This window comes from Ruegeria sp. O4 (genome assembly GCF_056535125.1).
On record NZ_JBQERO010000016.1, the window covers coordinates 48651 to 62550 of the forward strand.

Sequence of the window (13900 nt, forward strand, 5' to 3'; positions counted from 1 at the left end):
CCCTGATAAAATGGTGCCGGGCCTCCCGCGCACGGTGCAGGCCCGACAGTGTTGCTACAGGAGGAGGTTATTCCGGCAGCGCATTAAGCTGGAACGCAGCCTTCAGCAGGTCTGTCTGACCGACACCCAGCGGATCGAACCACTTGGCATAGATGTCGTTGATCTCACCCGAGCGGAACACATCTGCCATAGCCTTCTTGCCGATCAGTTCAAAGGCGCTGTCGTCGCGGCGCACCATCAACGCATAGGGATCGAAAGACAGGAAATCGCCGACCACCGCGAAATCTTCGGGGGTCTTGGATTTTGCAATGAGCCCGAACAGAAGGATGTGATCCGTGGCATAGACATCCACACGATCAGTTTCCAAAGACAACATGCCCTCGGCATGATCCCGCACCGGAAGAACCTTCACGTCCAGCCCCAGCTCTTCAATTGCGGCCTTGACGGCACGCTCGTTGGTGGTGCCCTGCGCCAACGCAACGGCCTTGCCACCCAGATCTGCAACCGAATTGATGCCGGAGTCTTTACGGACCATCAGTTTGGTACCGGTGATGAAGGTCGTGGGCAGATACTCGACCTGCTCCTGACGGGTCAGGTTGTTCGTGGTCGAGCCGCATTCAAGGTCAATCGTGCCATTGGCCATCAGTGCAATCCGGGTCTTGGGGTTCACCGGCACATATTTGATCGTCAGTTCCTTACCCAGTTCGGCGGAAACCGCTTCGACCACCTTCATGCAAAGGTCGATCGAATACCCAACCGGATTTTGGTTCTCGTCCAGATAGGCAAACGGAACAGAGCTTTCCCGGTGTCCAATGACAACTTCGCCCGAGGCGTCAATCTTGGCCAAAGTTCCTGTGCGATCCTCAGCCACAGCCGGAGCAGAAAAGGCCAAGGCAAAAGCCAATACGGCCGCTGGTTTCATATATTTCATGGTTTTCTCCCTTAGTTTCTGTTGCTTTTGTTAGTCCTGATAGCCCGGCAGATCGAAAATGCCGGAATATCCAAATAACGCTGCACTTCCACCGGTGTGCAGAAACACAACATTATCCATTCCTTCGAAGTAGCCTTTGCGAACTTGATCAATCAGGCCATCGAGCCCTTTGCCCGAATAGACCGGGTCAAACAAAAGCCCTTCGAGTTGAGCCAGTTTCAGAAGCGCCGCACGCATGCCGTCGGTCGGCAGGCCGTAGCCTGGGCCAACATAATCACAGTTCGCGCGCACCGAGGTACGTTCAATCACGGCCCCCATTCCAAGGTAATCCATGGTCTTGCAGGCCAGGTCATAGACCATGCCTTCCTGTTTCCCCTGAGGTGCCCGAACACCGATCCCAAGCAAGTGAATGTTGCTGCCAAGGGCAGCAAGTCCAGCCACCAGCCCTGCTTGGGTTCCCGCACTGCCGGTGGCATGAACCAGGGCGTCAATCTTGAGACCGATGTTTCCGGCTTGCTCTTCCAACTCGGCGGCACAATTCACATAACCCAACGCCCCAACGCGATTGGAGCCGCCGCCCGGGATAATGTAGGTCTTGCGGCCCTGATCTTGCAGCGTGCTGGCCAAGGCCTCCATTTCAGCGTTCATGTCGGCACCACCTGCTCGTTTGGAAACGGTTGCGCCATGTAGCTGATCCAGCAGAACATTACCGTTGAAGTTATAAGTCTCGTCATTCGACCCGGTGCGATCCTCAAGCAGGATATGGCAGTTCAGCCCCAACCGGGCTGCTGCGGCTGCTGTCTGTCGTGCATGATTGGACTGGGTGGCGCCTTGCGTGATCACTGTGTCAGCACCCAGCTTCATGGCGTCGGCCATCAGAAATTCCAGTTTGCGAGTCTTGTTGCCGCCCGACGAAAGGCCCGTGCAGTCATCGCGCTTGACCCAGATGCGCGGCCCGCCCAGCTCGTCACTCAACCTTTCCAGCGGCTCCAACGGGGTCGGAAAATGACCAAAACGCACACGTGGAAAGTTCTCAAGCGCGCGCCTTACAAGCGCGAGGTTGCCGCCCACTGCCATAGCACTTTCTGCCGCTGCGGTTTGCATTGTGTACATTCCCTTTACGTATTCTAAGTAAGGCTAAACGCAAAAAATCGTGTTGGATAATGCCAATATTGCAGTGTACCCGTACATAAGGTATGGGTAAGCATGGATACACGCCTTCTAGAAGACGCTCTGATCCTGTTGGAAGAGCGCAGCTTGACCGCCGCTGCCGCGCGTAGGAATGTAACACAACCCGCCTTTTCACGGCGCATTAGATCACTGGAACATTGGATCGGAAAAAGCTTGCTGGTCCGTGAGGCCAACCGGGTAGAGCTGTCTCCGACGCTACTACAAAGCGAACCTCAAATCCGGTCGCTGCTCGCGCATTTGCGGCAATTGCATGGGCATCTTAATAACCCGGAAGGCATCGGAGAACCGCTGGTGATGGCGACGCAGCACTCGCTTTCGGTGTCCGTCGTTCCAGAGATTCTTCGCAAACTCCGCGCACGCAGCGGATTGCCGCAAATCCGATTGCGCACGCAGAACCAGGTGACAGCAATGTCCACATTCCTGCGCCATGAATGCGACATTCTGGTGAGCTATGAATTCCGTGAGCTGCCCCAGGTGCCTTTCGATGACACCGTTGATCGTTACATTTGGCGGCGGGACACTTTGCTTCCGGTCGTCGGAGGCGCACTAAAATATGAGCTGCTGGAAGGTCAGATCCTACCACCGGAAGCCCCCTGCATTGATTTCCCCGCAGACAGCTTTTTTGGGCAGATTGTGTTACTGCATCAAGCTAAAGCGGACCGTGCCTGGACGGGAAGATCGGCTGTGGAAAGCGCGTTTTCGGTGGGGATCTCCCAGATGGTTTTGGAAGGAAGCGGCGCTGCCTGGGTTCCTCACTCGCTCATCCAGAATCACATAATTACTGGCGATGCTGTCATCCTCTCTCCGGAATACGGCCGCCTGCCGCTGGATATTGTTCTATACACCCACGTTTCCAACCCGCGCGGTACGAACTTCAGAAAGATGGTCGCCGAAACAGAGTAAGGGCCAGGAAACCCGCCGTAAGCATCACCCTTCTCCATTACAGACTTGCGATGTGCCTTACAGGTTTTGAGCCATCATCCAAAAGCGTTCCAACTCTGCTCGGGACCTCTCGATCGAACGGTAGAGTTTGATGTCGATTGAAAGCTCGAATTCTGGTTGGCTGATCTTCTGCAAACTCCCGTCTTTCAACTCTCGATCCGCCGCGCTTTCGGGAAGGAATGCAACGCCAATTCCCGCAAGACAAGCGGACTTAAGCGCCTCGGCAACGGAGTTTTCATAGATGGGGCTCACAATGTGACTCAGACCTCCGCGATCCAGACAAACCTGGGACACGCGGCCCAGAAAACTGTCAGGAGTGTATGACAGGAACGGAACCGGGTTTTTCCCTTCGAGGCTGTATTTGGCACGCCCATCAGCATTGACAACGCTGACGGCTATGATCCGGTCTTTTGCAATGGTCGAAGACGGGTATCGGTTTTCATCTGAAATAGTGGGCACTGTCGGATGGGAATAGCACAACATAAAGTCTGCGCTTCCGGATAAAATTGCCTCGGCGCAGCCGGAGAAGTTTTCCGCGACCAGCCTGGTTTTGGTGGGACCAAGATGGCTGGACATTCGTGTCAGCCAGTTCGGGAAGAAGGAAATTGCCAAAGAATGAAGCGCGACGAAATCAAGCACCGATGCTTCCTGGCGAGATAAGCCACGGATATCGCTTTTGGATTGTTTTAATGCGGCAACCGTGTCGATTGCGGTTTGCTTGAATGCATGACCTGCTGACGTAAGCTCAACCGGGTGTACGCTCCTGTCAAACAATGGGGTACCGGTCCAGTTTTCCAAGTTTTTGATCCGCCGCGTGAAAGCCGACTGGCTTATGTTTCGCGCATCCGCCGCGCGGGCAAATACCCCAGCAGTTGAAAGTGCCAAGAAGTCTTCCAGCCAATCGATCTCCATCAAAATTCTCCAATTGCAGAAACTTCACACGGTAGAAGCATGTTGCAAAATTCGCAACACCTTTGCGAAAGTTGTCATGGGTGGACGGACTTGATGGCGGTACGGTCAGACCAACACACTCACAGAGTCTCGGCCCCTCGCATTTGATGCAGGCCGCAAGACCACAAAAAGGTCTCAGATCATGAAACAACACAGAACAGAATCCGACAGCCTTGGCCCGGTAAAGATCCCACTGGCAGCGACCTGGGGCAGCCAGACCCAGCGGGCACTGGAAAATTTCCCGATTACGGGGGTGGCGATCAGCCACTATCCGGAATTGATTGTCGGACTGGCGTCGGTCAAAAAGGCCTGTGCTATGGCCAACAAGGACCTGGGCGTCCTGCCCCACCGGAAAGCGTCGGCCATTACGGATGTCTGTGACAAGATCATTGCCGGGGGCCATCACGATCAGTTTGTTGTTGATGTCATGCAGGGTGGTGCTGGCACATCGACCAACATGAATGCCAATGAAGTCATTGCAAATCTTGGGCTGGAAAAGCTTGGGGCAGATCATGGCGATTACAGCCAGCTTCATCCGAATGATGATGTGAACCGGTCACAATCCACAAATGACGTTTACCCCACAGCAATCCGTCTGGCTGTTCTGTCCAGGATCGCGCCTATGATTGAAGCAATGCATCTTCTAACCAAATCCTTCGACCAAAAGGCATGTGAGTTTCAGCATATTATGAAGGTCGGGCGTACCCAACTTCAGGACGCTGTACCCATGCCACTTGGTGCGGAGTTCCGGGGGTTTGCCACAACAATCAACGAGGATGCCGACCGGTTGAGGGACCTGTCGCGCCTTCTGACAGAAGTGAACCTTGGAGGCACGGCCATTGGCACCGGCATCAATGCCCCCGAAAGGTTTGGCGAAGTCGCTTTGGCGCATTTGCGCGACATTACCGGCGAGCCACTTAAACTGGCCCCGGACCTGATTGAGGCTTCATCTGATCTGGGTGCCTTTGTGATGTTCTCAAGCACGCTCAAGCGGGTTGGCATCAAACTGTCTAAGATCTGTAATGATTTACGCCTAATGTCCTCTGGGCCGCGGGCTGGGCTTGGAGAAATCATTCTGCCCGCGGTTCAGGCAGGATCGTCCATTATGCCCGGCAAGATAAACCCGGTTATTCCCGAAGTTGTAAATCAGGTTTGCTATCAGGCAATCGGAAATGACCTAACCGTCACAATGGCCGCCGAGGCCGGCCAGTTCCAGCTCAACGCGATGGAGCCGGTCATCATCCATAAAGTGTTGGAAACCATGGGGTCTCTGACCAATGCAATGAATGTGCTGCGCACCCGCTGCGTGGACGGTATCGTTGCGGATGAGAAAAGATGCGAGATGTTACTGAGCAACAGCCTTGTACATGTCACCGCACTGGCCCCGGTGATCGGATATGAGGCTGCCACCAAACTTGCAAAATATGCACAGGCGCATGGCTTGAACCTGCAAGAGGCCGCAAAACCCGCTTTGCCAGAAGAGCTTGCCGAGACTGCATTGCAGCACATTCACGGCAGGGCTCCGGAGATTGCCCAATGAACAAAAACCAATCTTTACGCATAGGAATCGTTGGCGGCCTGGGCGCCCTTGCCGGAGCCGACCTGCTGAACAGAATTGTTCAAGGGACACCGGTCAGGTCGGAAGAAGACCACAGGGAATTGATATTTCACCAGAAACCGCTGCGCGAACCAGCCTCCCCCAAAGAGCTGAGCTACAGCCCAACACACCGAAAACTCTATGTTTTTGACACACTGTCCCGCATGGAACGGGATGGATGTGACGTGGCGCTGCTTCCATGTTTTGTCACCCATAGCTTTCTGCATGAACTGCAGGACGAGCTTGAACTGAAGCTAGTCAGCATGACAGAGGCGATCGCCGCCGCCGTTAACAGACTGCGTCCCGAGCCGACAAAGATTGGTGTCATCACGACGTCTTTTGTCAGGAAAACTGGTTTGTTCGAGAACCTGTTTGGCAGGGAGATACAGATCCTCCATCCCCGGGAAGATCTGGAAAGTGCCGTCATGGAGGCTGTATATGGGCGCATCGGCTTCAAAGCAGGACACTGCAATGAAGACGTTCTGAGACCCATAAATGCCGCCCTGACCAACCTATTCGAACAAGGCGCGACCGTGTTTGTGCCCGGTCTTTCTGAACTGCCCTTGTTGCTCAACCAGCTTGACCTGCCAGACAACATGACGGCCATAGACACGGCGGCGGTTTACGCGGATTACGCCCTGCAAGAGACCCAGCCAGACCGCCGTCACCGGTTCAAAGTTGGAGTGGTCGGCGGTGTCGGACCTGCCGCAACCGTAGATTTCCTTGCCAAACTGGTCAAAGGGACCGAGGCGACCCGCGATCAGGATCACATAAAAGTCTTGGTTGAACAGAACCCGCAAATTCCTGACCGCACTGAAAATCTGGTCCGCGCAGGCACTGATCCAACTGTCGCCCTCTATTCTACCTGCAAAAAACTGGAACGCGGTGGTGCTGATATGCTGGTCATCCCTTGCAACACCGCCCACGCGTATGTCGATCGGATTCAGCGCCACCTTGATATTCCGATCATCAGTATCCTTGCCGCGACCACTGAACACATTAAAGAAACCGCCCCAGAGACGCGTGTGGTCGGGGTCCTCGGCACGGATGGAACAATACAAAGTGGCTTGTACCAGACAGCACTTGATGAGGCAGGCCTTGCCCACATCATTCCCGATGACGATCATCAAAACCTGGTCATGGATTCAATTTATGGCCCGTTTGGCGTCAAAGCTGGATATACCGACGGCCTCTGCAAAGAACAGATTAGCCGGGCCTTTTCCCATCTGGTTGCGCGCGGAGCCGAGGCAATCATTCTCGGCTGTACGGAATTGCCGCTCATCGTGACTGAAAGCGCAGACGCATTGGGGGCGCTTCCTGTCGACCCGACCGATGTGCTCGCCCGCAAATGTGTACAGCTCGCAAAATTCTAGGCGTCACCGGCACTTTATCCGACAAAAGAAACGGCATTGCAAATATTGCAACGCCGTTTCTCTATTTGCGCGACCATGACCAGCACGACAGTGTTACCTTGCGGCGACTGCTGGCAGCTCATTCCAACTGACTGCCATGGAAAGGGAGGACCTATTGATGAATACCAGTCGCAAAACAGGGTTTATGGCACCTTGGAGGAATATGCTTCTTTGGAAGCAAATCGTGATCGCGCTTGTTCTTGGGGTGGTTACGGGCGTGTTGCTGAACGCAACCGGAAACGCAGCAATTGCGGGCATGATCAAGAACATTGGAACCCTGTTCCTGTCGCTTATCAAAATGCTGATTGTCCCGTTGATCTTCGTATCGCTCGTTTGCGGTATGACATCGGTCAGCGACATGGCCCGCATGGGGCGAATTGGCCTGAAGTCGATTGTATTCTATCTGGGCACAACTGCATTCGCGATCACGATTGGACTCGCTTTGGGCCTGCTGTTGCAACCCGGCGCAGGAATTGATCTGAGCACCGCAGCCGCAATGGAACCCAAAGCATCTCCGCCTTTCATCCAGCAACTTATCGGGATCGTTCCCAAAAACCCAATCGCCGCTGCCGCGGATGGCAACGTGCTTCAGATCATTTTCTTTGCGATTATGTTCGGTCTGGCCATCAACCTGGTGGGTGACGCTGGAAAGCCGGTCAGGGATTTCTTTGAAGCCCTAAATTCCGTCATCTTGAAGCTGACTGAGATTGTGATCAGTTTTGCACCATATGGTGTGTTTGCACTGATGGCCTGGGTCGCCGGAACCTATGGTCTGGATCTCCTGTTGCCTTTGGGAACCGTGATTGCTGCGCTCTATATTGGTTGCGTTCTGCATGCCGTCATTGTTTATGGCGGGCTTGTTTCGATCTTTGCGCGCTTGAACCCAATTCGCTTCTTCCAAGGCATCATCGAGCCGCAGATCGTGGCCTTCACCAGCACCTCCTCTTCGGGGACACTGCCGGTCACGATGACGGCGGTTCAGCAGAACCTTGGCGTGAACCGGTCGGTTGCAAGCTTTACGCTGCCGCTTGGCGCGACAATCAACATGGACGGAACCGCCATGTACCAAGGCGTTGCGGCTCTTTTCGTGGCACAGGCCTTTGGGATAGAGCTGGGCATGTCGGAATATGTCACAATCATTCTGACGTCGACACTTGCCTCCATCGGCACCGCTGGTGTGCCGGGTGCCGGGCTGGTGATGCTGTCGCTTGTTCTGAGCTCGGTTGGCCTGCCTTTGGAAGGTGTTGCCATCATCGCAGGCATCGACCGCATTCTCGACATGGCACGTACATCGCTCAACATTACGGGCGACGCAGCCTGCACCGTTATTATTGCGAAATCCGAAGATCAACTGGATCTGGATGCCTACGATACGCCCCATGTGCTAAAATCACCCGACGTTTCGCGGGCGTAAGTGACAAAGCACATCACAGCGGCCGCCCCGAAAAGGGCGGTCGTTTTTCTGCTCAGGACGTCGCCTGGTTAATGCCGTCACCCTCCGCCCTTATCCCAACGCGTAAATTCAATTAAGTTGATCCCCGGTAATGACACAGGTTGGCGGGGAAAATTGGCCGGCCACGCTGACCCTGTCCTTGTTCTGCTCGCTTGAGCGTCTGGACAAAACCGGCGAGCAGGTCTGGAACGCGCTATAGTCCCACGGACGGTTCGGGAATATTTGTCAGATCAGACCAGATTTGCGCGGTCCCCTCGCCCTGTTGATCAGAGAGGCGGATCAGCATGATGCCCAGATCCTGATGCGGCAGGTCATGTAACCGCCGCAGCCGCCCTTCGGTTAAATGCTGCTTGACCAGGGTCAGCGGCAACCACGCCACCCCAATGCCATCCAGCGCGTATTCACAGGCGGCAAGCGTCAGTGCAGTTTCCGCCTTTGGGGACAGCATCACGCCTTCGGGCAACAGGGGCAGAATGCTTTGGCTGAACAGGCGCCCCAGGAAAACATCTGGGGGATATGAGATGAACGGGATCTCGGGGTCATCAACGTGGAGCGCAAGATCGGGTGACGCCACCGGCACCAATGTATCGCCGCCCAGCCGCCGCATTTCAAACGCCTGTGGCACCGCAGGGCCGGGGGCCTCCGGGCGTTCATATGTCATTGCGAAATCGGCCTCGCCGGACAAAAGCAGCATCAGGCAATTGTCCCGATTTCCGGATCGCACCCGCACGGAAATGTCCTGCGATTGGGTCAGTTGCCGCACCACCCACGGCGAGATTGTGGTGGTGATGGCGTGCTGGCACACAAAAGTCACATCCCGCTTTGCGCCCTCTGCGGCCGCTTTCAAGTCGTGTTGCAGGCGACGCAGCCGCGCGCCAAGCTCTCGCAGTTCTGGTTCCGTCGCCTGCACGCCGGGCAGGATGGTGACCGGCTTGCAGGACCGGTCAAACAGGGGTGCACCGATGCGCTCTTCGATCAATCGCACGCGCCGCGTGAACGCCGATTGGGTCAGAAACCGCCGCTCTGCCGCCCGTGTCAGGGACCCCGTGTCGATCACCGCCAGGATGTCATCAATCCAATCCAACTGCATGATGTCACCATAGCGGCACACTGATATTATGCAAGATGTGCATTTTATAGCGCATATTTCGAATTAGAATAGTGGGAATGACCTCCATAAAATGCGAGAAAACCAATTTAGGAGTTTTCCGATGCATCTCTCCCGTTACCCCCGCCGCTTCATCGCCCACCTGCCCACCCCGCTTGAGCGCCTGGACCGTCTGACCGCAGAGCTCGGCGGCCCGGAAATCTGGATCAAACGTGACGATTGCACCGGCCTGTCCACCGGCGGCAACAAGACCCGCAAGCTGGAATTCCTGATGGCCGAGGCCGAGTTGCAGGGCGCAGAGATGGTGATGACCCAGGGGGCAACCCAATCAAACCACGCGCGCCAAACGGCTGCTTTTGCGGCGAAACTGGGCATGGAGTGCCACATCCTTTTGGAGGATCGCACCGGCTCCACCAACCACAACTACAATTACAACGGCAATGTTCTGCTGGACCATCTGCATGGCGCCACCACCGAAAAGCGCCCCGGTGGTCTGGACATGAATGCCGAGATGGAAGCGGCTGCCGACAAGCTGCGCGCAGATGGCAAAAAAGTGTACACCATCCCCGGGGGCGGGTCGAACCCGACCGGTGCGCTGGGCTATGTGAACTGCGCGTTTGAGATGCTGGCGCAAGCCAATGATCGCGGGTTGAAGCTCGACCACATCGTTCACGCCACCGGCAGCGCAGGCACGCAGGCCGGTCTGATTGTGGGTTTGAAAGCAATGAACGCACAGATTCCTCTTCTGGGCATCGGCGTACGTGCGCCCAAACCGAAACAGGAAGAAAACGTCTATAACCTCGCCTGTGCCACCGCCGAAAAGCTGGGCTGTGCCGGTGTCGTGCAGCGCGAAGATGTGGTCGCCAACACCGATTACGTCGGCGAAGGTTATGGCATCCCGACCGACAGCGGCATCGAGGCGATCCAGATGTTTGCCGAGCTGGAATCGATCCTTCTCGACCCGGTCTATTCCGCCAAGGGGGCCGCGGGTTTCATTGATCTGATCCGCAAAGGTCACTTCAAGAAAGGCGAACGTGTCGTCTTCCTGCACACTGGCGGGTCGGTCGCGCTCTTTGGTTACGACGCGGCCTTTGATCACAGCAATCGCTGGGTCGGCTGACGCCAGACAGTACCAGGTGTGTGCGGCCTGACACAGGCTGCGCGCGCCAATTTCACATTCCCGCAGTCAGGAGCGAACCATGGTGTCGCTGATCAGGTCCCGCTGGGACACCCACTTTGGTGGCATTCTTCTGGTGTGCGTGATTGCCGCCGCCGCGACCTTTCTGTCCGAACATTACGGCGCGCCTGCGATGCTGTTTGCACTGCTGATCGGCATGGCGTTCCACTTTCTTTATGACGATCAGAAATTCACCCCGGGGCTGGAGTTTTCCGCCAAAACGCTGTTGCGATTCGGGGTCGGCCTGTTGGGCCTGCATCTAAGCATTGGGGATGTGGAAAGTGTCGGGCTGGGCGCGGTGGGCGCGGTTGTCGGCTTTGTCATGGCAACACTGGCCTGCGGGGCAATCCTGTCCTTTCTCTTCGGTCGCAAACTGGCCTTTGGCCTGTTGGCGGGCGGGTCTGTGGCGATCTGCGGGGCCTCGGCCGCCCTTGCCATCACCTCGGTTCTGCCCGCGAAAGATGACCGCGAACAGGATACGCTGTTTGTTGTGATCGGCGTCACCGCCCTGTCAACCATCGCAATGATTGCCTATCCGGTCTTGTTTGCGGCCCTGGGGATGAGCGATCTGGAAAGCGGATTTCTGATCGGGGCGACCATTCACGATGTGGCCCAGGTTGTTGGTGCCGGATATTCGATCAGTGACGAGGCGGGGGTGATTGCGACCTTCGTCAAGATGGTGCGCGTGGCCTTGTTGCCGGTGGTGATGATTGTGGTCATGGCGAGCTTTCGCGGCGCACAATCCCAGAAGATCATCCTGCCGTGGTTCCTTGTCATGTTTGTCGCGCTGGCGATTTTGACAAATACCGGGCTGGTGCCGCAGGTGATCACCGATGCAATCGCCACCCTGTCCGGCTGGTGTCTGGTCATCGCGATTTCTGCCCTTGGGGTGAAAACCAGCCTTGCCACCATTCTGCGCGTCAAGCCCAGCTATGGCCTTATTCTTGTCGTCGAAACCCTCTTCCTTCTTGCGATTGCCGTGGCATTTGTCATGGGCTTTGGCTTTTAAGACTGTGTTGCACGAATAGCGGCTGGGCCGCATTTGCCCCTTTCCCCGGTTCGTTATGCGACACGTTCATAGGTCGCACGACCGAGATGGGTCATGCGGTTGAGAGCTTTGACAGCGATCTTGGTTTCGGTTGTCTGACTCTCCATTTTGCGGCTGCGCAGCTCCGGTCCGATGACCTGTTTGTAGCGCCCGATCTGGGCCTCGCCGCGTGATCTTTGGCCATAGCCAGTGGCCTTCTTCCAGGCCATACGACCTCCCTTGGCGATCATGTCGATATGGGCGTTGCGTGTTTTGCAATCCCCTGGGACGGCATTCTTCGGCGGCGGTACGATCAGTTCGACATCCGATCCCAACGCCTGCCGGATCGTCGCTGTGGTCGGCGCACCATCATAGGCGCCGTCGCCGATGATACGATGAACAGGACCTGCCACATCAGCCAGCAATTCGGGCAGTGCGCCGGCGTCTCCGATGTGCTCGGTTGTCAGGCAGGAGGCCATAAGCTCCGCGCTCTCGGGAACGAAGCCGATGCGCAGTTTGCACCATGTTTTACGGGCCTTCGGTAACCCGTGTTTCTTCTGCATCCAGTCTCGACCGCTGTGAACGCGAAGCCCTGTGCTGTCTACGATCAGCGTCACTGGGCCGTTCGTGGGCCGGGTGTTCGGTGTGATCCGAAGCAATTGTGCGCGCCGGCAGAGCGTGGAAAAATCCGAAACGGGAACGTCGATCTGCATGAGCCGTAGTAGGCTTCGTACAAACCCTTGCGTTTGCCGAAGCGGCAGGCCGAAGACGGCGCGCAGGGTCAGGCAGGTCTCAATCGCCAGGTCAGAATACTGCCGCTGACCACCACGTTTCCCCGACCTTGGGGCGCACCACCCGGATACCGCATCCTCGCTGAACCAGACCGTAACATCACCACGCTGGCGAAGCGCCTCGTTGTACTCAGGCCAGTTCGTGACCCGGTACTTGGCCTTCTCAAACTTGTCCCGCCGCGTCGCGTTGTGCTTGAAAGGCATCCCGCCATCCCGTCATTAAATCAAGCAACTGGCTACGCCGATGAAACGATCCGTGCAACACGGTCGGATGAACCGCAGGCATCCATGCCTACGACGCAGGGCGGAAGCGTCTCAAAAAAGGCCAGTAGCTTCGCGCGCTTGATCGGCTTGTTGAAAATAACCCGGCCGCTCTCAGAAATGCCGTGCACTTGAAAAACGTCCTTGGCCAAATCGAGGCCGACGGTCTTTACTGTCATTGGGTGGCTCCTTTCCTAGCAGTCGTTGATAACTGCACTTTGGCACATTCGATGCCGGTGGAGCATGAGCCACCCACCTCATCCGCTTTGGTGGGCGCACTGCAGCATCTGTTAGGAATGGTGAAGGTCAGCAATGGGTCGTCCCCGATGTATCATCTCGCCGTGCGACAGCTAATACTGCGTTGCCTCTGATGTCGGCACGGATGAATGAAAAGCCCAAAGGGTGGAGCATTCAGGTCAACGGAACTGACTTCTCACTCTCGCCGCGGCGAACGATTTGCATATCATCCGCCCTGCGGGACGACGACGAAAAGGGCCTTCGCAGCAGTCGCTCCAAAGTCCGCTGCCTAGAAGCACGTCAAAACCACATGTCCTTTACAGTTCGGCTGTCACGAGGAAGTTCTCGAAAGCTGTCGTGCCCCTCGAAGTGACGGATTGGAATCTCACTGATTGGTGAAGGATCAGACATTCGAACATTAACCGCGGACAGTTTGCGGCCGTTTTCGTCCGAGAAACACGCAACGTAGTGCGTCACACACCCGCAATTGGCGCAGAAGTGGAAATGGATATCCCCGCTATCGCGACGCAGATATGTACTTGTTTTCCCGGTAGTTTGAATGTCATAGCCAATGTGCCCGTAGGCCCAAAGGGCACCGTAACGCCGACAGATTGTGCAATTGCAGGCCGTGACCGACTTTGGCACAGCATCGAGAGTCCAGCCAACTTCGCCGCAGTGGCACGTTCCTTTCAGCATGTATCAATCCCCGCTCTCGGAACTGACGGCATCATGACGACCGACCCATGTGCTTTGGCCCAGGTGCGGATCGCCGCTTGGGTCAAGCTACACTTGTGGCCTTCCCTTGAACAGCAGTTAGCCGAT

General features: G+C 56.1%; 13 protein-coding genes. 6 read left to right on the top strand and 7 right to left on the bottom strand.

The features are described 5' to 3' along the window. Positions 1 to 67 precede the first annotated feature (67 nt). Both ACR0J7_RS16005 and cuyA (ACR0J7_RS16010) read right to left on the bottom strand, forming a co-directional pair. A complete protein-coding gene (locus ACR0J7_RS16005) occupies positions 68 to 931 on the bottom strand; it encodes an amino acid ABC transporter substrate-binding protein (RefSeq protein ID WP_480914891.1) in 864 nt (287 codons plus the stop codon). A gap of 30 nt (positions 932 to 961) precedes the next feature. Beyond that, positions 962 to 2008 (bottom strand): D-cysteate sulfo-lyase, encoded by a 1047-nt coding sequence (gene cuyA / locus ACR0J7_RS16010; protein WP_480508395.1) that lies wholly within the window; start codon positions 2006 to 2008, stop codon positions 962 to 964. Between the two features lie 129 nt (positions 2009 to 2137). Here cuyA (ACR0J7_RS16010) and ACR0J7_RS16015 point away from each other — a divergent pair, with 129 nt between their 5' ends. Beyond that, on the top strand, positions 2138 to 3025 hold the full coding sequence (locus ACR0J7_RS16015; protein WP_480484729.1) for a LysR family transcriptional regulator: 888 nt from the start codon (positions 2138 to 2140) through the stop codon (positions 3023 to 3025). A 57-nt stretch (positions 3026 to 3082) separates the two neighbouring features. On the opposite strand, the gene ACR0J7_RS16020 is transcribed toward ACR0J7_RS16015, so the two are convergent. Continuing rightward, complete coding sequence (locus tag ACR0J7_RS16020; protein WP_480484730.1) at positions 3083 to 3976, bottom strand: LysR family transcriptional regulator; 894 nt, start codon at positions 3974 to 3976, stop codon at positions 3083 to 3085. Between the two features lie 181 nt (positions 3977 to 4157). On the opposite strand from ACR0J7_RS16020, the gene ACR0J7_RS16025 reads away from it, so the two are divergent. The 3 genes from ACR0J7_RS16025 (at position 4158) to ACR0J7_RS16035 (ending at position 8438) form a co-directional block, all read left to right on the top strand. Then, positions 4158 to 5555 carry an aspartate ammonia-lyase gene (locus ACR0J7_RS16025; protein ID WP_480914893.1) on the top strand — a complete coding sequence of 466 codons (1398 nt, stop codon included), beginning with the start codon at positions 4158 to 4160 and terminating at the stop codon, positions 5553 to 5555. Continuing rightward, positions 5552 to 6985: a cysteate racemase gene (gene cuyB / locus ACR0J7_RS16030; protein WP_480914895.1), complete on the top strand. Its 1434-nt coding sequence runs from the start codon at positions 5552 to 5554 to the stop codon at positions 6983 to 6985. The genes ACR0J7_RS16025 and cuyB overlap by 4 nt, the downstream gene beginning before the upstream one ends. Positions 6986 to 7187: 202 nt before the next feature. After that, a complete protein-coding gene (locus ACR0J7_RS16035; RefSeq protein WP_480914897.1) occupies positions 7188 to 8438 on the top strand; it encodes a dicarboxylate/amino acid:cation symporter in 1251 nt (416 codons plus the stop codon). A gap of 232 nt (positions 8439 to 8670) precedes the next feature. On the opposite strand, the gene ACR0J7_RS16040 is transcribed toward ACR0J7_RS16035, so the two are convergent. After that, positions 8671 to 9567 (bottom strand): LysR family transcriptional regulator, encoded by an 897-nt coding sequence (locus ACR0J7_RS16040; RefSeq protein ID WP_480914899.1) that lies wholly within the window; start codon positions 9565 to 9567, stop codon positions 8671 to 8673. 121 nt (positions 9568 to 9688) lie between these two features. On the opposite strand from ACR0J7_RS16040, the gene cuyA (ACR0J7_RS16045) reads away from it, so the two are divergent. After that, complete coding sequence (gene cuyA / locus ACR0J7_RS16045; protein WP_480484735.1) at positions 9689 to 10705, top strand: D-cysteate sulfo-lyase; 1017 nt, start codon at positions 9689 to 9691, stop codon at positions 10703 to 10705. Between the two features lie 79 nt (positions 10706 to 10784). Further along, the gene (locus ACR0J7_RS16050) at positions 10785 to 11771 is read left to right on the top strand and encodes a YeiH family protein (protein WP_480484736.1); all 987 of its coding nucleotides are present in this window, start codon (positions 10785 to 10787) and stop codon (positions 11769 to 11771) included. Positions 11772 to 11824: 53 nt separating this feature from the next. Here the strand turns inward: ACR0J7_RS16050 and ACR0J7_RS16055 are convergent, their stop codons facing one another. The 3 genes from ACR0J7_RS16055 to ACR0J7_RS16065 all read right to left on the bottom strand — a co-directional run bounded on the left by ACR0J7_RS16055 (position 11825) and on the right by ACR0J7_RS16065 (position 13774). Further along, positions 11825 to 12784, bottom strand: coding sequence for an IS5 family transposase (locus tag ACR0J7_RS16055; protein WP_480914901.1), 960 nt, complete (start codon positions 12782 to 12784; stop codon positions 11825 to 11827). Between the two features lie 32 nt (positions 12785 to 12816). Next, positions 12817 to 13020, bottom strand: a complete 204-nt coding sequence (locus ACR0J7_RS16060) for a hypothetical protein (RefSeq protein ID WP_480484738.1) — start codon at positions 13018 to 13020, stop codon at positions 12817 to 12819. A 358-nt stretch (positions 13021 to 13378) separates the two neighbouring features. Continuing rightward, positions 13379 to 13774 (bottom strand): GFA family protein, encoded by a 396-nt coding sequence (locus ACR0J7_RS16065; RefSeq protein ID WP_480914903.1) that lies wholly within the window; start codon positions 13772 to 13774, stop codon positions 13379 to 13381. Positions 13775 to 13900 lie beyond the last annotated feature (126 nt).

Excerpts from the sequence above, each read along its gene's own strand:
- ACR0J7_RS16035 (WP_480914897.1), top strand. The coding sequence starts at position 7,188 with ATGCTTCTTTGGAAGCAAATCGTGATCGCGCTTGTTCTTGGGGTGGTT.
- cuyA (WP_480508395.1), bottom strand. The coding sequence starts at position 2,008 with ATGGCAGTGGGCGGCAACCTCGCGCTTGTAAGGCGCGCGCTTGAGAAC.
- ACR0J7_RS16015 (WP_480484729.1), top strand. The coding sequence starts at position 2,138 with ATGGATACACGCCTTCTAGAAGACGCTCTGATCCTGTTGGAAGAGCGC.
- ACR0J7_RS16005 (WP_480914891.1), bottom strand. The coding sequence starts at position 931 with ATGAAATATATGAAACCAGCGGCCGTATTGGCTTTTGCCTTGGCCTTT.
- ACR0J7_RS16020 (WP_480484730.1), bottom strand. The coding sequence starts at position 3,976 with ATGGAGATCGATTGGCTGGAAGACTTCTTGGCACTTTCAACTGCTGGG.
- ACR0J7_RS16025 (WP_480914893.1), top strand. The coding sequence starts at position 4,158 with ATGAAACAACACAGAACAGAATCCGACAGCCTTGGCCCGGTAAAGATC.
- cuyB (WP_480914895.1), top strand. The coding sequence starts at position 5,552 with ATGAACAAAAACCAATCTTTACGCATAGGAATCGTTGGCGGCCTGGGC.
- ACR0J7_RS16055 (WP_480914901.1), bottom strand. The coding sequence starts at position 12,784 with ATGCCTTTCAAGCACAACGCGACGCGGCGGGACAAGTTTGAGAAGGCC.
- ACR0J7_RS16060 (WP_480484738.1), bottom strand. The coding sequence starts at position 13,020 with ATGACAGTAAAGACCGTCGGCCTCGATTTGGCCAAGGACGTTTTTCAA.
- cuyA (WP_480484735.1), top strand. The coding sequence starts at position 9,689 with ATGCATCTCTCCCGTTACCCCCGCCGCTTCATCGCCCACCTGCCCACC.
- ACR0J7_RS16040 (WP_480914899.1), bottom strand. The coding sequence starts at position 9,567 with ATGCAGTTGGATTGGATTGATGACATCCTGGCGGTGATCGACACGGGG.
- ACR0J7_RS16050 (WP_480484736.1), top strand. The coding sequence starts at position 10,785 with ATGGTGTCGCTGATCAGGTCCCGCTGGGACACCCACTTTGGTGGCATT.
- ACR0J7_RS16065 (WP_480914903.1), bottom strand. The coding sequence starts at position 13,774 with ATGCTGAAAGGAACGTGCCACTGCGGCGAAGTTGGCTGGACTCTCGAT.